Here is a 20,007-nt window from a genome sequence, read left to right on the forward strand (position 1 = left end):
GCCAGACAAATTGTGGGCGGCAGACCACCACCATCATATAGCCTCCCCATAATATAAGGCCCCATCACCCGTCCGGCTGCACCAATACCCCCTACTAACCCAATGTAAAAGGGTGCCCCCCGACCTCCGTGATCCGACAAAAATGCCGGAACCGCAGGTGCGATCAGCATTTCTCCCAGGGTTGCCAAAACCATGGCGAATATCATCCCCGTATAGTTCTGTGTGCCTAGCATGACGATGTAGGCTGCCAAATAAAATCCCCCGGCCCACGTCATTTGAGCCGAAGCGTGCCTTGCGTAGAGACGCTTTAGCCAGAAAATAATCGGCTGTGCAGCAAAAATTAGCACACCGTTCAGTGTCCATAGTAGCCCGTACATCGTTTTAGGCAAGCCCTGCTCAATAATATATGGAGATACGCCCGTATTCCAGATCGAATTACCGAACCATAAAAAGAGCGAGCCCAACCCGACGAAGAGATACAGCCTAGTATCACGGAAGAGCAGCCGCGCTGGTATTTCCTCTGTTCTTTTCTTCACGGACTTGCTGAGATGAACTTCCCCCTCTTCCCGATCGACCCTGCTCAGATAGGACCAGAAAAACCCGGCAAATACCGCAGAGGTAATCCCGTTCATGACAAAGCTGAGCTGATAGGAGAGATCGGCCAGAACGCCGCTCAGTCCCGTACCCAACGCCACCCCTATATTATTGGCAACATAGATAATGTTGAATAGCTCTCCACGACGGTCAGCAAAGCGAAAACCTACAAATGCCTGAATCGCGGGCACAGATACGACATTAAAAAAGCCGATAAAGCCCATCATAATAACAAACGCAATCCAGTGACCGCTGGTAAACGGAAGCGTGAGAAGTCCCAGTGCGTTCATTGCCAGCGAGCCGACAATCAGTTTTTTGGCCCCAATGCGGTGATAAAGGGCTCCTCCTAACACCTGACCAAAAATCCCGCCCAGGGACTGCACCAAAATCGCAATCCCCGCATCTCCCATGCTGCGGTGCAGCTCGTCAAACACATACATGCTAACCAACGGCCACATAAGAGAGCTCCCGGCGGAATTAATGAGACTGGCGACAAGAAACACTTTTACTTCCTTCGGATAAGAATCCAACCATTTCATATATTTTGTTTCTCCTTTAGCATCTGACACCATAACAAGACATTATCTCATTGACGCTTCACATTCACCACCGTTGAAAAGAAAGTAGCCCCCCGCCCCATATCCGACAGTCGGTCAGAGGTTAATACATTGGCACGCTGTCTGCGTCCTTTACCTTCCCACCATAACCCTTGGCTAATCACCGTACCAGGCAGCATCAGATCCGTGACTTTGGCTTTCAGTTCATACGTTCCCCGGTCGTTCCATACCGTAACCGGATCACCGTCCGCGATGTCTCTTGCCTGAGCATCCTCCGGATGAATTTGCAGCAAAGGCTCTCGTTCCAGCCGCTGATGCTTGGGTAAGTTTGCGAACGTGGAATTCAGAAAATTATGATTCGGTGGCGAAATAAACATCAGCGGGAACCGCTCGTCCGCTTGCGGCCGATGCTCTCCGTCGTATCCTTCGATCAGCGGCACATACGAAGGCATCGCGGGCAGACCCGCTTGCTTCATCTTTTCCGAATACAGCTCAATCTTGCCCGAAGGCGTAGTCAGACGATCCAGATAGGTAGCCTTCGGCGTCATGTCCAGTTTGACAAAAGGTGACTTTTTTAAGGCTTCCAAAGTCACACCGTTGAGATAAGGATTCGTCGGGTTATCAAGTGCACCCGCGATCATGTCCTCTTCACTTTCCGTGAAAGCAGCCTCATCAAAGCCCATGGCTCGTCCGAGCAGGCTAAACAGCTCATAGTTGCTTTTGCTTTCTCCGAGCGGAGCAATGACTGGCTTCTGCATCTGGACATAGTGATGCCAATAGGATTTGTACAGGTCTGTACCTTCAAAAGAAGACGCAGCAGGCAGGACAATATCCGCATAGCGGGCCGTATCGGTGAGGAACAGGTCGTGAACGACCGTGAACAAATCCTCCCGTTCAAACCCCTGCGTCACCCGATCAGCATCGGGTGCTACGACAACCGGATTGCTGCAATACACGAACAGCGCCTTGATCGGCACGTCCTTCTGCAGCAGCGCTTCGCCGATTTGGTTCATGTTGATCACCCGGGCATCCGGGTTTTTACGCAAATCAGGACGGGCCAGATTGGCGCCGTTGAATTTGCCGTAAGCGCCGTTGGAGCGTGATGCTCCCCCGCCGTGCTTTAGCCATTGCCCGGTGAGCGCGGGCAAGCATGTAACCGCGCGTACATTCATGCCGCCATTATCATGATGCTGAAGCCCGTTGCCAATGTTGATATACGCCGCTCGCGCCTGTCCGTACATCTCCGCGAGACGGATAATATCTGCCTCCGGCACACCTGTAATACGTGAGACGCGCTGCGGGGTATATGCCCTCACATGCTCGCGCAGTTCCTCATGACCGACCGTATAGCGGCGCAAAAATTCATCGTCCGTCAGCCCTTGCTCGAACAGTACATGCATAACACCCAGCGCAAGCGCGGTATCCGTTCCCGGGTAGAGCGGAATGAACCAATCCGCCCATTGCGCTGTCCGGTTGCGGTGGACATCAATGACGATCACCTTGGCACCTTTTTTGCGTGCCTTCTCGGCCAACACCACCTGATGCATATTGGTGCTGATGACATTTCCACCCCATACAATAATGAGGTCAGCATCCTCTGTATCCTCTGGACTGGTGCCGCCCTTAAAACCCATGACGGATGCCCAGCCTTCATTCCCGGCCACACTGCAAATCGTCTGGTCCAGTTGGCTTGAACCCAGCGCATTGAAAAAACGGCGATCCATCCCGTCCACACTCAACACGCCCATATTGCCGTAAAAGCTGTAGGGGAGAATAGATTCCGGGCCATCCGTGCAAATCAGTTCCTTGAAGCGGCCAGTAATGGTATCGACTGCCTCCTCCCAGCTAATTCGTTCGAACTCCCCTTTCCCCTTGGGGCCTACACGCTTCAACGGATAGAGCAGCCGCTCGGGGTCATACACCCGCTCCGTCATATTGCGAACTTTGTTGCAAATAGCCCCTTTTGTAATGGGATGATCCGGGTTACCAGTCACCTTGACGATCTTTCCATCTTCCTTGTGAAGCAGGAGCCCGCACGTATCCGGGCAATCCAGCGGACATACAGCCGGGAAAATACCGTCCGTACGCTCCGTCATTCGCTGTCCCCTTTGTAAGTCTTGCTGAAGCACGTCCTCAGGAGGCGCGCTGTTGCTATGATCCATGGTGTTGATGCTCCTTTCCGTTACCGTTTCCAAAAATTACACTGTTCTTATCATATATACAGCTATGTCCTATGGCAAGAGAAGGATTTTGCCAACCCAAATCCGTCCAAAAGATTAAAAAATCCGCTTGCTGCTCACAGCAAAACGGATTTCAAATATTCTATATTATTTTTTGATCATACCTGTTTCAATATTGAATACCAAGGGTAAAAGAGATCAAGGCATTATGGACGAGAGCACACTCATCCTCCATGCCAAATCTTGAACCACTCCCAAAAGAATCCGCCATGACAGGTTTCGTTCCCCCGGACCTGCCATGGCGGATTTGCTTTGTTCTCATTTTTCTAAGCCCTGCCTAATCAGGCATGGTCACTCAACGGAGTTGTTGCAGTAGACGAGGGGGCCTGAGGTGATTCATTCACAGGATGCACAGCGGAATGAGGCTTTTTCAAATATGCCAACCAGTAAGCTCCAGCTACGAACATGCTTCCTCCCACCAAATTCCCCAGCCAAACCGGAATGAAGTTCATGACATAATCTGCCCATGAAAAATGACCTGCAAAAATAGCCGCCGGAATTAGAAACATATTGGCTACAACGTGCTGAAATCCGATAGCTACAAAGGCCATCGTCGGGAACCAGATCCCCATAATTTTGCCGCCGATCGAATCCGTGCTATACGCCAACCAGACAGCCAGCGCTACCAGCCAGTTACATCCAATACCGGATATAAACGATTGCAAAAAGCTTTCATGCAGCTTGTGTCCCGCCATATCCACCACTTTGTCCAAATAAGGTCCTGTCTCGGTTAAACCCAGCACATGACCAAAGAAAAAGGCAACAAACAACGCACCCGCAAAATTACTAAGCGTAATAATTGCTAAATTACGGAACATCGCCCCGGTCTTGATCCGTCCTGCCCATCTCGCTAAAGGGACTGCCATCATATTACCGGTCAGCAATTCTCCGCCTCCGATCAATACCAATACCAGACCTACAGGGAACACGGCTGCTCCAATAAAAGTAGCAATACTCCCCCATTCTTTGGGCGCGCTTGCGATAACTCGTATATCTAGCAAAAAACCAAGCGCAATAAATGCACCTGCTAAAAATCCCAATACCACTGCCACAGTCCATGGATTGTTCGCTTTGGCCACTCCTGTTTCCACCGTCTTTTCAGCAATCTGCCCCGGCTTATAACTTGCCATATATTCCGCTCCTTTAACATCTTTTTACTACAACATTCTCTCACATATTTTATTTAAAATCAGTGGTTTTGTTTGTGAAAAAAATCACTTTAATGAATATTAAAAAACAGCCCTTGGATAAAGGACTGTTTTTCATGTATTATTACGTCTACTGCGCTACTATGCGCTTTACATTTAGTTGTATTCTTCCTTTTCAACTGCTCTTAAGAACCAAATAACTCCACCTAGGCCTCCCAGCGCCACGGCTACAAGAAAAAGGATATAAAACAAATCCATAAGCTACTTACCCCCTAATCCTTATGCTACTTTATATTGTACTATAAGGATTCGTCCATACGTCTCAGATTGTTGACAAACTTATGAACAATGTCACAGACAAAATGAATTATACGGTAACTGGCTTCCGTTCAGATATCGGCGGCAATGCTTGTAAACCCGCTGCATTTAGGAAATTCCAAGGCTTGTTATAATGCGGCTGGAAGAAGAAATCCACAAAGGCCAGTTGGTCAATGGTCATATGATTTTGGATCGCCACCGACAGGGTATTAATCGATTGGGTCAAATCTACCTTCGACATAATTTGTGCTCCGACAATTCTCCGTGTCTCCTGCTCATATACAACCTTCAGCAGCACCTTTTCCGACGTTGGCATAAATTCAGGGCGGTAGCTGTCCTCAATGGTTACAGCCTCTACGGCCATACCTTCGTCCGCTGCTGCCGCTTCCGTCAAACCTGTTCCTGCAATATTATCTTCATAAATTTTAATACCCGAAGTTCCCTGTGTTCCCATATAGGCAATGGTCGGTTGAACCAAATTGCGTGCCACCAGCGTGCCCATACGAACAGCGTTGGTTGCCAACGGAATATACGCTGTTTGGCCTGTCGGGTTATAGCGGATTGCACAGCTATCGCCTGCAGCAAATACGTCCGGGCAGCTGCTTTGCATAAAATTGTCCACAATGATCGCGCCGTTAGGCAGCATGTCCACCTGACCTTTAAGCAGATCCGTTTGAGGACGGAAGCCGATGCAGAGAATAACAAGCTCTGTTTCATATTCTCCTTGGGATGTCACCACTTTATTCACCTTACCGTTATTTCCTTCAAAACGGCTCACGGTTTCTCCCAGCACCAGCTTGATGCCATGTTTCTTCAAGGAATCTTCAATTCGGTCTGTATATTCCGGATCCAAATATTTATTCAAAATACGATCAGCGCTATCAATCAGCGTTACGTTCTTACCATTCATTTGAAAAGCTTCCACCAGCTCAACACCGATATATCCGGCTCCAACAACTGTAATATTCTGTACATGCTTGGCTTTCTCAATGATGTCATTGGAATGATTATAGTTTTTGCAGAGCAGAATATGATCAAGCTCAATACCTTCCAGCTTCGGAATAATAGGCCACGAGCCCGTAGTTACAATCAATTTATCAAAGGTGTCCGTAAATTCTTCTCCTGTTTGGAGATTGCGTGCTTGCAGCGTTTTGCCTGCTGTATCGACATTCGTTACCTCATGAAGCATCTTGGTCACGACACCCAGCTCAGCCAGTTCATTCGGGGAAGAATAAAACAATCCTTGCGGATCTTTGACGACACCACCTACGTACAGTGCAATACCACAGGATAAAAACGAAATATTGTCATTACGCTCGTAAACGGTAATTTCTGCATCTGGATAACATTTGGCTGTGTTGACGATGGCTGCCGTACCTGCGTGTGTACATCCGATAACTGCTACTTTCATGTTGAATTCCTCCTTGGTGTGTGGGCATAAAATATATGATATTTGTGAATAGTTTCACGTAACCGCGTTGTTGATTGTGATTTATTTCACTTCATGCGCTTATTATAGTGTGATATTTTTCACATTACAATAGCTTTTTATGATATTCACACTTTGTCCACATTTTCAAAGTCAGGAAGATACAACGTCAACCGTTTGCTGCAACGCCACTTTGCTTCATTTAGTTTTTCCCGCATGGGGCTTGACTATGCCTTTTTATCAGGCTTCCAAATGCTACTGCAACGAACAATACCACATATAAAATACAGAAAGCACAAAAGGCCGAATCTCGAGAAACAACAGAGATTCGACCTTATATAAACGCATATTTCTAACTAAGTGGAAGCTATTATAGAAGTTCCTCGATGGCCGCTTTCATCGCCTCTGGTGATTCCTTGGGTTCAAAACGACTCACCGGCACACCTTCACGATTCACAATGAATTTCGTAAAATTCCATTGAATCGTACCATCTTCCTGCTCTCCAGGCTGCTGCTTTTTCAAATATTCAAACAGAGATGCCGTATCCGGGCCGTTAACGTCCACTTTAGCGAATACCGGGAAATTAACCCCGTAATTCAGTTGGCAAAATTCAGCCGCTTCCTCGCTGCTGCCCGGCTCCTGACCGCCAAATTGGTTGCAAGGAAAGCCTAATACAACCAGTCCCCGATCCTTATATTCATCATATAGCTTTTGCAAATCCCCATATTGCGGGGTGAGTCCGCATTTGCTTGCGGTGTTCGCGATCACCAGCACCTTACCGGTGTAGGTATCCAGAGGAACCTCCTGATTCGCTGGTGTTACAGCTTGATGTGAATAGACGGACATATAGCATCCTCCTTTGTTTCGCTTGGTTTAAGTTTCATCACCTATTTTACCCAAAACGAGACGGACATGCCAATATCCCTCGATACTAGCGAGACGCCACCACTTCGAGTCTGCGTTCTTCACGTTCTGAGGCGGACATCCTTGGACACGCAAAACAATACCGCTGGCCTCCGCCTGTTTTGTAATATTGGCAGCAGGACGGTTTCATATATGCCTTCTCACCGGGACGGTAAGGGTTATCCAGCTCAACGAGACGGACCGTAAACGGGTTTTTTTTCCGCCCGAACACCTCTCCCTCCAGCTCCCGCGTCACATAATAATAATCTTGTTCCAAACGCTCCACATCCTGTGGATCGGTTAGCGATGGCTGTACCCTGTCCTTAAAATACAGCAAAGTCAGCGGGAACTGTCCCCACATCTGTCCAACAGATGCACCTCCTGCCGAAGCCATCGCCTCCAGTATCGGTCTGATCTGCAAGCTGTAAAAGTCGCGCAGCACCTGCTGCGCTTGCCCGGATGAATGATGCTCGTCTTGCCTGTTGCTGTCCAGCTCTGTTTGGTCGATGACCTGAAAGCTGATGGCGGGATATTTCCCTTGATAACAAATATGAAATCTGAGATTGGAAACCGACAGATCGAGACGACGTTCACACAAAGACACCATAAAATGCTGGGCAAATACAAGACCACGCAACTGGTTCACAAAATAAACAGCTGTGGTCAAGCTGTCTTCCGCAGACAGCAACTCACCATAATACTCCAGCACAGTGCGAAGCTTATCCGGTTCAAGCCATCCAGCCACGGGCCCGGAGTATACTGCATCTTCTGGTGTGTCTGTCACTATTCGCGCCAATTGCTCAAGCTGTTCATAATCCAATGGTTTCATTACGTCTCCTTTATCCTCTTGCCGCTACCTGTGGTCTGGCTTCACGCCGCTCGGAAACGGAGCCAGCTACATGATTCTCCTCCAGCTTCAATCCCTTTACGGCCTGGCTTACCGCTGGTTGTCCGGCCAAAGCATATGGAAGACACAGCGGTACACCTGTACGAGGATCTGTTACGATATCTGCTTCAATACCGAACACCTCACGCAGCACGTCAGGGGACATGACCTCGGTCGGCGTTCCTACAGCCTCGGCCTTCCCTTTTTTGATCGCAATCATATGCTGGGCGTACCGGGCAGCATGGTTCAAATCATGCACGACCATGACAATGGTACGTTCGGCCGAAGTGTTCAAATATTCTAGCAAATGCAACACTTCCAATTGATGCGCCATATCCAAAAAGGTAGTCGGTTCATCCAGAAACAAAATATCCGTATCCTGCGCAAGCGCCATGGCAATCCATGCACGCTGACGCTGCCCGCCAGAAAGCTGGTCGATCGGGCGATCGTGGAATTCGCTCATACCTGTCACCTGAATGGCCCACTCTACCATTTTACGATCATCTGCTTTCATGGAGCCAAAGCCTTTTTGATAGGGAAAACGTCCGTAAGATACCAGTTCCGTCACGGTCAACCCTTCTGGTGCAGTCGGATTTTGAGGCAAAATAGCCAACTGCTTCGCTACCTCCCGGGTAGATTGCTTATGAATGGATTTACCGTCGAGCAGAACGCTGCCGCCTTTAGGATTCATGATGCGAGCCATCGTCTTCAGAATGGTGGACTTGCCAGAGCCATTTGCGCCCACCAATGCTGTGATTTTCCCTTGCGGTATTTCAACGTTCAGATCCTCCACAATCAACCGATCTTCATAAGCAATATCCAGATTAGCCGTTTTCAGACGAAACATTCGGAATCATTCCTTTCCCTTATCTAATATATAGTTACGGGCTTAACGCACGTGATTCATCAAAACTTCATGCTATCTTTATATAATAAAGATATTGATAATCATTATCAAGTATTGATTGGCATATTCCCTTAGCATAGGAATCATTTCACGGAAAATGACCCCGAAAATTCACAAAAAAAGACCACAGCTCCTCAAAGCTGTGATCTTCCAATATCCGGCAGACAACATCAAGACTGTACAGAACGCAGCCCAAATGCTTCAGCCATGAGACGTATGGATTTCAACTTGGCGTCAAAGTCATGAATAATACTGGCGACCATGATTTCCTGTGTATGATAAGCCTCACTCAATTGCTCAATTTGGTGCTTCACTTGCTCAGGTGAGCCAACTACCATGCGCTTGCGATTTTCACGGATGCGCATCCGGTCATATGGCGTATAAGGATAGGCCAATGCCTTTTCTACGGAAGGTGTGCCAGCGGAACGCATTCCCTGCTCCAGCAACACCAGGGACAGATCCATACTGGAAGCCAATCGATTGGCTTCCTCTTCGGTATCCGCACAGATAGCAAATACAGCGACAAGTGAACGCGGCTGATCACTGTGCTGCGAAGGCTTGAAATGCTCCTGATACTCTTTCATCGCTCCTGTGCCGCCTTCGCCGTTGATGAACTGCGCAAATGCAAAGCCCACGCCACGTTCGGCTGCAAGCCCTGCACTGTCGCCGCTGGAGCCGAGCAGCCACATTTCTGGCACGGTTTCTACGAGCGGCATCGCCTGTAATGAGCCGAAGCGATGATCACTGCCCGTACTGTCATACAAATAGGCTAGCAGGTCATCCAACTGCTCGGGGTACAGATCGACACCACCTCGCATTTTACCCTCCTGCAAGGCTCTGGTAGCGATTGGCATTCCTCCCGGCGCTCGTCCCAGACCCAAATCCATGCGCCCCGGGTACAAGCCCTCCAATACACGGAAGTTTTCCGCTACTTTATAAGCGCTGTAATGCGGCAGCATCACACCGCCTGATCCCACTCGAATGGTTGAGGTACGAGCGGCCAGATGCGAAATCAATACCTCCGGGCTGGAACCAGCAAGATTAGAGGCAGCATGATGCTCTGATACCCAAAAGCGATGATACCCCAAGCGCTCCGCCTCTATAGCAAGCTCAGCGGTCTTTTGTAATGCTTGCGCATGCGTCATGCCTTCCGATACCGGAGATTGGTCAAGAATGCTGAGTTTTATCATATAAAGTCTGACCTTTCTGTTTGGGAATAAGAATAGGCATTAATTATAGCACGCGAAGCCACAGTTACCCAAGAGGGGTCAATTGGATTTATACTGGAAAATTGATTTTACACCGGAATTGGAAATGTTTATTTTTCGTTGAGGCTCGCCTTCACTTTATCCGCTTCATAAAGATGTGAACGCTTTTTAAAGAAACTAAACAGATGTGTGACGATAACCTTCAATACTGCATAGCCCGGAACCGCCAGTATAATCCCTACCACTCCAAACAGATTGCCCGCCGTCAGAATGACAAAGATAATGGTGATCGGATGCACCCGGAGAGACTTGCCCATAATTTGCGGAGAAATAAATTTACCCTCAATGAGCTGTACGACTGTCCATACAATGACCATTTTGAGCAGCATAACCGGAGATGTTACCAAAGCTACAATTAATGCAGGCGTAATGGCAATCACAGGTCCCAAATAAGGAACAACGCTCGTAAAGGACGCAATGACGGCAAGCGTCAGAGAATAGTCCAGTCCGATGATCAAGTAGCCGATATACAACAGCACCCCGATACAGAAGCTGACAATAATCTGCCCCCGTATATATGAGCTGACCTGATGATTCATTTCGGTCATAATGCGATCAGTCTCTTTACGCAGCATAGGCGGGAACATTTTCAGAATCGTCTGTGGCAGCTTATGTCCATCTTTCAGCAAGTAAAACAAAATAAATGGAACCGTAGCGATCGCAAGCACCGTTTCTGTGACTACACCCAAAAAGCTTCCCAAACTTGCCCAGGCATTATTAATGAAGGCAGATAACTTTTCAGAAGCCTTGGAGGCCAGCTCCGACGGATTGATTTGAATTGTGTTCTGGAACTGGTTAACAAAGTCACTGCCAATTAATTTCTCAAACTGTTGTTGTACTTGCTCGCTATATGCAGGCACATTTTGAATCAATCCCTGAATCTGATCGCGTATCACAGGCACTACCGATGTAATCACGACGGTAATAATCCCTATGATAAGCAAATAAAGCACAATAATGGAGTAAATCCGTTTGACCTTGTTGCGCTCCAGCACATCAACCAGCGGATTGAACAGATAGTACAAAACACCGGACAAAATGACAGGAAGAATGATCGTTTTGAGCAGCACAATAACGGGGGTAAATATGTACGAAATTTTGGTAAGCACCAATACATTTAAGCCGATCAGCAGCAGTACCAGCAGGAATAACACAAACTTGTTGTTCAGAAAAAACTTTTTGAATCGGTCTTTCCATGCTGGAGTTGTTTCCACATGACATTCCCCTTCTCTTTAAGCAAATGAGTGTAAAGATCCTACATATTGTTAGGATATATTTTTAGATTAATATATACAAGGTTATACCCATATAACACAAAAGCAAACAAAGTTGTACGACAGCATACAGACTTTGCTTGCTTTGGAATGTTATGGAGTATCGTTTGTCTTGGTTGCAGCAGAATCCGTCGTTGTGGTCACAGGTTTGTTTTCTTGCTCAAACATATTTTGTACAAAGCTCTTAAGCTTTCTCTGGTCCACACCCAATACCTGTGCCCCCTTAACCGTTGTCTCTCGCACCAGCTCATTCGGTGGAATTTGCTGTTTCGCGATGGTTTTGGCGTCGATATTAAAGCCTAATGAAGCCAGTTGCAGCATTTCCGTTGTGCTCAGATTCGTTTCAATATATGGAGAGATGCTGTTTAAAATACTTGGCAGCTTAATCAGAGACGAGGTCGACTGGATTTTGCCACCCAGCTCGGTAATAAATTTGCGTTGCCGCTCCGTACGCGTAAAATCGGAAGTGGCATCATGACGAAAACGTACATATTGCAAGGCCGTTTTGCCGTCCATGTGCTGCATTCCCTTTTTCAGATCAATATCAAACTGGTGCTTGTCTGCTTTGGAAGTGTAGTACATATCCTTTTCGACATCCAGATCAATACCGCCCACAGAATCCACCAGCGCAATAAAGCCGTTAAAATCCGTGTATACATAGTATTGGATCGGTATGCCGAGCAGGTCGCTCACCGTTTGTCTGGTCAGGTCAGGCCCGCCGTAAGAAAATGCGGCATTCAATCGACCTTGCCCATGGCCCGGAATATCAACGAACGTATCACGCAGGATCGACATAAGCGTAGCCTTCTTCGTGACCGGATCAACAGAAGCAACCATAACAGAGTCAGAGCGTCCTGAATCCTCCCCGCGTGAATCGCCGCCCAGCAGCAAAATATTCACTCTCTCTTTCCCATCCCACTCCGGGGGAAGAGACACTTCTACGGGCTGTACATTTGTTGGGGACTGGCTTTGTGCTTGCGGCTTAAATTTCGAATCCTGACCAGTAGCGACCGAAATTTGATTTGTAAAATGATATATAGAGTAAGCATAATATCCGCCCACCAAAAGAACTGCCGCAGTCACAGAAATACCCAGCCATTTTAATATTTTTCGCATATTTTCGGGTAACCTCGCTTTTATTCAACATCTTTCAGCTTATAAAAGCATACCCTCCCTGCAAGTTATCTGTCAATTCGGGTCGTCTGTTCAGCATAGCACGATTGACCTGCGGCTAATGATTGTTTTCCTTGTCTGTCACGCTGTTATTCTTATGTTCTTGCGGCGCCAGGTTAGCATTGTCAGGGGTGTCCGCGTACCATGGATTAAGATGCACAAGCACCTCGTAAACCCTCGGCTCCTGCTTCATCACAGCCCCTTTGATCAGCCGGATAATATCATGTCCCTGCTGAATCGTCAGGGAAGCATCCACAGAAGCGCGGATGTCCACAATAATGTAATGACCGTGCTCACGGGCACGAATGCGGTCAATTCGCTGAACGTCGTCTACACTTAGGGCTGCTTTCGCATAGCTTTCGATTTCCTCGGTTGCAATCGCCTTTTCCATCAGTACATCTATGGATTCACGGCCCATTTCCCACGCCAGCCTCAGAACCAGCAATGCGACCACAAACCCTGCAATCGGGTCACCGTAGGATAAAATAGGAATGCTCCAATGCTCCCCGATCAGACCTAAACCAATACCTAGTACAGCAGCAGCGGAGGCGTACACATCCGCCAAATGATCCTTGGCCGTAGCTATAAGCCCCTGGCTGTTGGCTGCCCTTCCGATACGGATGGTATATATATACAGCCATTGCTTCCAGAGCAGGGAGATGATTGCCGCCACCAGTGCCAGTATATGTTCCTTCGGCATAGGCTCAAACAGCGCCATAATGGAATGATAGCCAATAAATATGCCGGCTGCGAATAAAATGACCGCCACCACGCTGGCCCCAATGACCTCTGCCTTGCCGTGACCATAAGGATGATCCTCATCCGGCGGAAGACTCGATATACGCATCGCTCCCAGTGCCGTTGCCGAGGCGATTACGTCCCCGGCGTTATGCACACCATCAGCAACCAGCACCTTGCTGTTGAACATGACGCCTGTAATGATTTTAATGCCGGTTAATAGGATGTTGCTGATCAGGCTGATCCACGCTGACAGCATAGCACGTTTGCCCATATCCTGTTCCTGCATGATGTATAACCTCCGTATCTATCTTAAAAACAACTGTTATCGCCAAGTTAATCAGTTGTTTTTAAGGCAGCTATGCTGCTGGTTTTTCTTCAGTTGCTCAAGGCAGCTATGCCGCTGGTTTACTTTGTTAGCTCAGCGCAGTAATGCTGCTTGTGTCATCATATGATGCTGCCGCATCAGCGGCATGGGTGGAGATTACAATAGCCCCGGAAGATGAGCCTCTCCGGGGCTATTATCATAACCATAGTTGAGCGTTCTATGAGAACGCTCTTGCTTTATCTGGACCGTCCGCGACGGCCCCCCTGTCCTTGAGCCCCGCGCGGGCCGCCTTTGGCCTGTCCACCGCGACCACCTTGGCCTGCGCGGGCGGAACCGCCGCTGCTGCGGTCATACCCGCCGCGTTCGCTGCTTTGCCCTGCGGAGCGACCTTGGCCTGCGCGAGCAGAACCGCCGCTGCTACGGTCATACCCGCCGCGTTCGCTGCTTTGCCCTGCGGAGCGACCTTGGCCTGCGCGGGCGGAACCGCCACTGCTGCGGTCATACCCGCCGCGTTCGCTGCTGCGGCTGGAGCGACGCTCGTCGCCTGCGGAGGCTGAGCGCCCTTCGCGCGGCTGTTCCCGCTCGGTGCGGCCACGGCCTGCCTGTTCACGGCCGCTGCCCCGGCGTCCGCCGCCGGAACCGTTGCCGCCAAAGGAACGGCGGTCGTTTCTGCCTGAGCGGCGTTCTCCATCCTGCCGCTCAGATGTACCGGCAGCAGGTCTACGCTGCCCACCGCCCTCGCTGCTGGTGAATGTGACACCAGCAACCTTCTGGATGTTCCGAAGCTCAGGAACATCCCGTGGCGTGGCGAGCGTTACCGCCACACCTTTGCCTCCGGCGCGGCCAGTACGCCCGATGCGGTGGATGTAGCTTTCGGCATCCTGCGGCATGTCATAGTTGAAGACATGCGTTACGCCTTCCACATCCAGGCCGCGTGCGGCTACATCGGTCGCTACAAGCAATTGAAGCTTCGCTTCACGGAACGCCTTCATCACTTGCTCACGCTTGTTCTGGGACAAATCCCCGTGAAGCTCGCCGCTCTCGAAGCCCATTTCTTGCAACTGCTCATTTAACGCAGCAGCACGGCGCTTCGTACGGCAGAAAATAACAGCCAAATACGGACGATCCGCATTCAGCATATCCACTAATGCTTGCTGCTTGCCCCGATCCGTCGTCTGTACAACGACCTGACGGATTTGGGTCACCGGAACGGAAGAAGCAGACTTCACTTTTACATCCACGGGTTCGTTCATATATACACGAGCCAGTTTGCGGATCCCTGCTGGCATTGTAGCCGAGAACAGCATCGTCTGTCTCCGGTACGGAACTTCCTGAAGAATCGTCTCTACATCGTTCAGAAAGCCCATGTGCAGCATTTGGTCCGCTTCATCCAGCACCAGCATTTTAACACCGCTCAGATCCAGCGTGCCGCGTCTCAGGTGATCCAGCAGTCGTCCGGGTGTACCGATAATCAACTGTGCGCCGCCCTTCAGCTTGCGAAGCTGACGCTCTACATCCTGGCCTCCATAAACAGCCAGCAACGACAAGCTTGGCTCCGTTGCAGCCAACACGTTCGCTTCCTGTGTAATCTGGAGCGCCAGCTCACGCGTTGGGGCAATCACGAGCGCCTGCGGATGGCGCTTGTCCAAATTCATTTTTTGCAAAATCGGCAGTAAAAACGCAAGCGTTTTACCTGTTCCCGTATGCGCCTCGGCAATAACGTCCTGGCCTTCCATCAACAGCGGAATGGATTCCCGTTGCACAGGTGTTGGTACTGTAATTCCCTGCTCTTTCAAGGCGTCTACCCAATGCTGCTCTACGCCTAATGCTGCAAAATTCTTCAAGTGGTATTCACTTCCCTTATCTGTATTCAATATGTGTCACGTAAAATAGGTTCATGTGCCATATGACATCCATCGTTCCATAGTTCAGAATTCCCATTTTTGTATCGGTTCTCATTCAACCCTTTTCAGGAAGGGAGCTTATCCGTTATCGTTGATTCTGTTCATGTAACCCAAACATACGGCCGCAATGCGGCTCAGGCCGTTCCATATATGACTTTCCTAGTATACGCGAAGTTGAACGGGTTTCCAAACCATTTTAATGAACGGATGCAAAAGGTGAATTTAGTTGCCATGTCAGATATTATGAAATAGGAAATGCTCGAACAGAATACCCAGACATAAATTATGTTTTCCAGTCATGGACTTGTTTTTCTTTACCACAACCTTGAAAAATCCATTATACTAAACATCAGGAGGTTGAAACTTATGCATATTCAGGTTCAAAACGTTGAAAAAATAGAAAACGATTATCTCATTCATTACAAAGCAGGGGGCGCACTGCCGTTCGTTCCGCATGATATTGTTCTGATTCATGGCAAGCAATATTTTATCGGCACGATTGTGGAGGTAGGGGCGGAACAGGCTCTTGTACGGATCAATCCGCAATATGAGAGCCAGTTGGCAGGCTCCATCGGGCTTGAACTGGCTTTCTCACCGACCGTCTCCATTCAAGGAGCAGATAAAATCGTGGAAAAGCTCGGATATTTCCCTCCCTTTCATTATGACCACATTACAGCAGCCGATATCACAAAGGACCAGATAACATTGACGATTGAACTATCACCACCTACCGTACTGATACCCAAATCACCCGATCTGACGCCTTCCGCTGAACAGCCTTCACTTTATATGTCTTCAACGGAAAATGTACCCCGTTATGCGGTGACCTTTACTTTTTTAGAGACAAAGGAACATGAGTTGACCGCTATGGAAACGGAAAATATCATTTTACAGCTTGATTTCCGTTATGAAGAAGCGGACATGGTCATTGATATTGATGCAATAACCGGTCTGTCAGGCAGCTTCCTGTGCAGAGGCATCCGTACGGAGATTGCAGAGTTGAATGAATACACTGGAGGCTCGGTAGCTGATCCACAGTGATGCATACATATAAGTCAAGGAAGCTGCCTTTGCGCTGCTATGCTCACATAAGCACCTGCCCTACGCACAACATGCCCTGAAGCAATTGCTGCAACATGAGGAATTCGGCGTGTCTGCCCAGCGGGAACTGTCAAGATAATCGACATCCAAAGGAGAATCAACCTACTCATGCGAGTCAAAATATTTATATTCATACTTATTATCGGGGTAATATGTGTTCCCGCCTATTTCATCATGAGCAGCTTCGGGTTATTCCAAAATGAAAAGGTACTTGTACAGTACAAGGTTGCCGTGGACTTGGAGGGTGAAAAGTATGATGCCTGGCCAGTCATCAGCAGCTTTACCGCTATAGACAAAAAAGGCGACGACCGTCAGCTCTACTACCAGGCGGAAGGCGCCGGCTTGGAATACTTGTTTCAGTTAGCCTATGGACAATATGAACTCAAGCCCTCCAAAGAAAATCCTTTTATGGACGGAAGAATTCACTACACCATGGATCATCCCGATTACGTCCGGCAAGAGAAGAAATATAAGAACGCCAACGATTATAGTCAGTTGCAGCATTATTATAACCAGCAGGAACAGGTCATCTATACTTATAACCCCGAAGGCAGGCTTGACAAGACATATGTTCGCTCCATTATCACTACAGGTATGACTCGCAGCTCTGGTGGATCAAGCAGTCTTGTGAAAGATAACTACATCAATATCAGTAAACTGTTCAAGGACAAGCTGGGAATTACCGTAAAAGTAGACGTGGACAAGGACAATAAAATCGTTACTCTATTCATGATATGAAAAATAACCGTGAGAAAGGAAGGGGATACTTATGACAGAACGTTTGGGACCTGCTTATTTGGAGGGATGGGCTGTACTTGGGATGATGAATTTTCAGACGATGTGAATGAGGATGGTCAGCTTGAGCTGATCAACGGCAAGCTATGCGATTTTGAAGAGGTCAAGCGAAATGACTTTGTTTCGATTAGTATTACAATGACAAGCGCCAAAGGTCTGAAAACAGAAATCATTCAGGAAGAGCTGGCCTGACGAGGATGCGAAGAAGCGCCAGGCCATTTAAAAATATTACAAAATCTACTGCATAAGCAGGCATCGGAAGGAGGAATCTCTGAGCGTGAGCATACAAGCCTTTGATAGTCTCGAAGCGTTAGTTCAAGCGGTTAGCCACATGGATATGAATGAATGGGTATTCACCAATCTGGAACGTTTTCAGAGCAATCCTGTCAATACCACCTATTATATCATCCCGGAGGCAGAACTATGGGAGCTGGAGGATGCAGGTCTCACCGTCACCAATCACCGCGACGAAAGGATTCCCGCTTCCCTTCCCGATCACCACGCACAGACATGGCTGGAGATAGCGAACGTGCAGGATGTCATCGAAGTGCTACGCCGCAGCGGCAACGAGCCGGACATCCACCGCATCGCACAGGGACTTCAGTATTACCATGAATACGATGCTTTTATGGAATAAGAGATTCCAGCAGTGCTTTTACCTCAGGATCAGCCTGTTTCAGACTGCTTTTCAGCTTTTTCTCGCCGCCCCAAATTCGGTAAACGAGCAGCTCTTTGTCGTACTCCTCCAGCTTTTCAAGTTCCTCTACCAGCACCTGGGCCTGCTCTACGCTTTCGATTCCAGACGACTTCAACGGTTTGGCACTTTGGTTGCCTGCCAGAAGAATCGTCGTCCAAACTGGAATAGTGTCTGGCGTCAGTCCATGCGCTTCAGTAAAAACAGCCGCGTAGCCGTCCTGTACCGACTGATGCTCCGTGTCCACCAGCTTCATATAGCGAATTACCCACGGAAAATAGTCTGTTCCTTTCAGGCCCAGTCCCATCACCGTATAGGTGCCTGGCATCGCCGATTTTTCTCCCGGCTCCACATCGTTGTACCACTTGAACTCTTCCATCACGATATCTGCATATTCAGCCAATAGCGGGTAAAGTGCGGGATATTCCAGTGCATTGGCAAAAAAACGATGCAACGCGGATTTAGCCAGCTTGGGCACAGGCAGTATATTTTTCACCTTGCTCTTGAGCTTCATACGATATTCCTTGGTAAAGCCCTTCTGTAAAATATCGCATACATATACGAGCGCTTCCCTGTAGCTCTCTTCTTCCTCTGAACGAATGTGAACCTCCAGCGTTTGCAAAATATCATTCGCTTTACAGGTGACACGCTCGCTAGTATATAGCGCTGGAATGCTACCTGATCCGCTCTTGAGCCACTGGGCGGCCTGCTCCGAGCCTAGCTGTGAAGCGATCTCCAAATATTTCTGCCGTGCATCGGCATCGGTCGAACCCACTCGCATGGCGGTGAGCAGGAACATCTCCATGGCTGGTGCAGGAATATCTGAAGGACGAATATCAGGCTTCACCGTATAATCCAACCCGTAGCTTTTTTCACGATCCGCATACCTCGCCAAAAATTCATCTTCGGCCCAACGCTTCAAGTCACCGTTAAGCTGATGTCTCCATGCTTCCTCACGATTTCGGCTCACCTTCACTTTTGCATCCATTCGATCCAGAAGGTCACCTACCCGTTCGGCATCTATAGGGTACAAATGAGGATCGAGCAAGTGCCTCACAAAGAAAAAATCATCCTTTTCCTTCGGCACAGCTTTATTGGCGGGGTTCAGCTTCTGTTCCACAAACTGTTGGATAGAGGCTAATAAATGCTGTCGTTTATCTTCGTTTAGAAGTGAAAATGTAAAATGGCTGGATTTCTTCTCCAAGACCACTTCCAGATGAAATTCCAGCCGATAACGAAAGAACATGGAACTAAATTTTTCAGACTTAAACAGCGTCTCTATCCGTTCCCTGATCACAGGCATCCATTCGTCCTGCACCTGCTGGAGCGTTACACCCTCCGTAAAATCAGGGATCTTCGTATCCGGTTTACGACTGTCCCAATCAAATAGCTCATAGATATCTACCCGTAGTCCGTTCTTGTTACACATGACGTTCAAGTATTCATGAATTCCTTCGTGAAGGACACTTTTGGTCTGGAATTCGGCGATTCGTTTTTGCTCAGAAGCGTATACCTTATCAATTGCCTCGAAAATCAGATTTATGTGTGCTTGTACTCCTGATGCCATTATGATGTGTTCCTCCTCCATGCCTTCACAAATTGTAGTTCCTACGTAATTAAGATAGACTAATCTATAACTATTTTATTTCCTGATTATAGCATATCTCTCATTTACTTTTGGACTCCATGAACAGAAAGCAACGGAGCTTCGTGATGAGATTCTATCATTGTTGCAGAAGCAGCATTGTC

18 protein-coding genes are annotated in these 20,007 nt (G+C 48.3%); 5 read left to right on the forward strand and 13 right to left on the reverse strand.

The window, feature by feature from the left end; translation table 11 throughout:
* Together C1I60_RS04140 and C1I60_RS04145 are read right to left on the reverse strand one after the other, a co-directional pair.
* Positions 1 to 1,133 (reverse strand): MFS transporter (locus tag C1I60_RS04140; protein ID WP_252361602.1); only part of this gene is annotated, 1,133 nt, incomplete at its 3' end.
* A gap of 47 nt (positions 1,134 to 1,180) precedes the next feature.
* Complete coding sequence (locus C1I60_RS04145) at positions 1,181 to 3,313, reverse strand: molybdopterin-containing oxidoreductase family protein (protein ID WP_137060610.1); 2,133 nt, start codon at positions 3,311 to 3,313, stop codon at positions 1,181 to 1,183.
* Between C1I60_RS04145 and C1I60_RS04150 the strand changes: the two genes are divergently transcribed.
* Complete coding sequence (locus tag C1I60_RS04150; protein WP_137060611.1) at positions 3,305 to 3,523, forward strand: hypothetical protein; 219 nt, start codon at positions 3,305 to 3,307, stop codon at positions 3,521 to 3,523. The two genes, C1I60_RS04145 and C1I60_RS04150, sit on opposite strands and share 9 nt — an antisense overlap.
* A 149-nt stretch (positions 3,524 to 3,672) precedes the next feature.
* Here C1I60_RS04150 and C1I60_RS04155 read toward each other — a convergent pair whose 3' ends face one another.
* The 10 genes from C1I60_RS04155 to C1I60_RS04200 all read right to left on the reverse strand — a co-directional run bounded on the left by C1I60_RS04155 (position 3,673) and on the right by C1I60_RS04200 (position 15,608).
* A complete protein-coding gene (locus C1I60_RS04155) occupies positions 3,673 to 4,521 on the reverse strand; it encodes a formate/nitrite transporter family protein (RefSeq protein WP_137060612.1) in 849 nt (282 codons plus the stop codon).
* 385 nt (positions 4,522 to 4,906) lie between these two features.
* Positions 4,907 to 6,268 carry an FAD-dependent oxidoreductase gene (locus C1I60_RS04160; protein ID WP_137060613.1) on the reverse strand — a complete coding sequence of 454 codons (1,362 nt, stop codon included), beginning with the start codon at positions 6,266 to 6,268 and terminating at the stop codon, positions 4,907 to 4,909.
* 388 nt (positions 6,269 to 6,656) lie between these two features.
* On the reverse strand, positions 6,657 to 7,133 hold the full coding sequence (locus C1I60_RS04165; protein ID WP_137060614.1) for a glutathione peroxidase: 477 nt from the start codon (positions 7,131 to 7,133) through the stop codon (positions 6,657 to 6,659).
* Between the two features lie 85 nt (positions 7,134 to 7,218).
* Positions 7,219 to 8,019, reverse strand: a complete 801-nt coding sequence (locus C1I60_RS04170; protein WP_137060615.1) for a hypothetical protein — start codon at positions 8,017 to 8,019, stop codon at positions 7,219 to 7,221.
* A gap of 10 nt (positions 8,020 to 8,029) precedes the next feature.
* Positions 8,030 to 8,923, reverse strand: coding sequence for an ABC transporter ATP-binding protein (locus C1I60_RS04175; RefSeq protein WP_137060616.1), 894 nt, complete (start codon positions 8,921 to 8,923; stop codon positions 8,030 to 8,032).
* A gap of 230 nt (positions 8,924 to 9,153) precedes the next feature.
* Positions 9,154 to 10,173, reverse strand: coding sequence for an LLM class flavin-dependent oxidoreductase (locus C1I60_RS04180; protein ID WP_137060617.1), 1,020 nt, complete (start codon positions 10,171 to 10,173; stop codon positions 9,154 to 9,156).
* Positions 10,174 to 10,301: 128 nt separating this feature from the next.
* A complete protein-coding gene (locus tag C1I60_RS04185) occupies positions 10,302 to 11,465 on the reverse strand; it encodes an AI-2E family transporter (protein WP_137060618.1) in 1,164 nt (387 codons plus the stop codon).
* Between the two features lie 153 nt (positions 11,466 to 11,618).
* Positions 11,619 to 12,641 (reverse strand): LCP family protein, encoded by a 1,023-nt coding sequence (locus tag C1I60_RS04190; protein ID WP_137060619.1) that lies wholly within the window; start codon positions 12,639 to 12,641, stop codon positions 11,619 to 11,621.
* Positions 12,642 to 12,756: 115 nt separating this feature from the next.
* Positions 12,757 to 13,725, reverse strand: coding sequence for a cation diffusion facilitator family transporter (locus tag C1I60_RS04195; protein WP_137060620.1), 969 nt, complete (start codon positions 13,723 to 13,725; stop codon positions 12,757 to 12,759).
* A 275-nt stretch (positions 13,726 to 14,000) separates the two neighbouring features.
* Entirely contained in the window at positions 14,001 to 15,608 is a 1,608-nt protein-coding gene (locus tag C1I60_RS04200) for a DEAD/DEAH box helicase (protein WP_137060621.1), read from the reverse strand.
* Positions 15,609 to 16,034: 426 nt separating this feature from the next.
* Here C1I60_RS04200 and C1I60_RS04205 point away from each other — a divergent pair, with 426 nt between their 5' ends.
* The 4 genes from C1I60_RS04205 (at position 16,035) to C1I60_RS24360 (ending at position 18,201) form a co-directional block, all read left to right on the forward strand.
* Positions 16,035 to 16,709 (forward strand): immunity 50 family protein, encoded by a 675-nt coding sequence (locus tag C1I60_RS04205; RefSeq protein WP_137060622.1) that lies wholly within the window; start codon positions 16,035 to 16,037, stop codon positions 16,707 to 16,709.
* Between the two features lie 168 nt (positions 16,710 to 16,877).
* Positions 16,878 to 17,507: a hypothetical protein gene (locus C1I60_RS04215; protein WP_137060623.1), complete on the forward strand. Its 630-nt coding sequence runs from the start codon at positions 16,878 to 16,880 to the stop codon at positions 17,505 to 17,507.
* A gap of 66 nt (positions 17,508 to 17,573) precedes the next feature.
* Positions 17,574 to 17,756: a hypothetical protein gene (locus C1I60_RS04220; RefSeq protein WP_137060624.1), complete on the forward strand. Its 183-nt coding sequence runs from the start codon at positions 17,574 to 17,576 to the stop codon at positions 17,754 to 17,756.
* 85 nt (positions 17,757 to 17,841) lie between these two features.
* Positions 17,842 to 18,201 (forward strand): DUF7716 domain-containing protein, encoded by a 360-nt coding sequence (locus tag C1I60_RS24360; RefSeq protein ID WP_170970729.1) that lies wholly within the window; start codon positions 17,842 to 17,844, stop codon positions 18,199 to 18,201.
* On the opposite strand, the gene C1I60_RS04225 is transcribed toward C1I60_RS24360, so the two are convergent.
* Positions 18,191 to 19,825: a DUF6138 family protein gene (locus tag C1I60_RS04225; protein ID WP_137060625.1), complete on the reverse strand. Its 1,635-nt coding sequence runs from the start codon at positions 19,823 to 19,825 to the stop codon at positions 18,191 to 18,193. The two genes, C1I60_RS24360 and C1I60_RS04225, sit on opposite strands and share 11 nt — an antisense overlap.
* Between the last annotated feature and the right edge of the window lie 182 nt (positions 19,826 to 20,007).

The sequence above is a fragment of the Paenibacillus terrae genome (genome assembly GCF_005217525.1).
GTDB lineage: Bacteria > Bacillota > Bacilli > Paenibacillales > Paenibacillaceae > Paenibacillus > Paenibacillus terrae_C.

Bases quoted from the DNA above. Each gene is read 5' to 3' on its own strand.
- C1I60_RS04150 (WP_137060611.1), top strand. From the start codon at position 3,305: ATGATCCATGGTGTTGATGCTCCTTTCCGTTACCGTTTCCAAAAATTA.
- C1I60_RS04145 (WP_137060610.1), bottom strand. From the start codon at position 3,313: ATGGATCATAGCAACAGCGCGCCTCCTGAGGACGTGCTTCAGCAAGAC.
- C1I60_RS04155 (WP_137060612.1), bottom strand. From the start codon at position 4,521: ATGGCAAGTTATAAGCCGGGGCAGATTGCTGAAAAGACGGTGGAAACA.
- C1I60_RS04160 (WP_137060613.1), bottom strand. From the start codon at position 6,268: ATGAAAGTAGCAGTTATCGGATGTACACACGCAGGTACGGCAGCCATC.
- C1I60_RS04165 (WP_137060614.1), bottom strand. From the start codon at position 7,133: ATGTCCGTCTATTCACATCAAGCTGTAACACCAGCGAATCAGGAGGTT.
- C1I60_RS04170 (WP_137060615.1), bottom strand. From the start codon at position 8,019: ATGAAACCATTGGATTATGAACAGCTTGAGCAATTGGCGCGAATAGTG.
- C1I60_RS04175 (WP_137060616.1), bottom strand. From the start codon at position 8,923: ATGTTTCGTCTGAAAACGGCTAATCTGGATATTGCTTATGAAGATCGG.
- C1I60_RS04180 (WP_137060617.1), bottom strand. From the start codon at position 10,173: ATGATAAAACTCAGCATTCTTGACCAATCTCCGGTATCGGAAGGCATG.
- C1I60_RS04190 (WP_137060619.1), bottom strand. From the start codon at position 12,641: ATGCGAAAAATATTAAAATGGCTGGGTATTTCTGTGACTGCGGCAGTT.
- C1I60_RS04195 (WP_137060620.1), bottom strand. From the start codon at position 13,725: ATGCAGGAACAGGATATGGGCAAACGTGCTATGCTGTCAGCGTGGATC.
- C1I60_RS04205 (WP_137060622.1), top strand. From the start codon at position 16,035: ATGCATATTCAGGTTCAAAACGTTGAAAAAATAGAAAACGATTATCTC.
- C1I60_RS04215 (WP_137060623.1), top strand. From the start codon at position 16,878: ATGCGAGTCAAAATATTTATATTCATACTTATTATCGGGGTAATATGT.
- C1I60_RS04220 (WP_137060624.1), top strand. From the start codon at position 17,574: ATGGGCTGTACTTGGGATGATGAATTTTCAGACGATGTGAATGAGGAT.
- C1I60_RS04225 (WP_137060625.1), bottom strand. From the start codon at position 19,825: ATGGCATCAGGAGTACAAGCACACATAAATCTGATTTTCGAGGCAATT.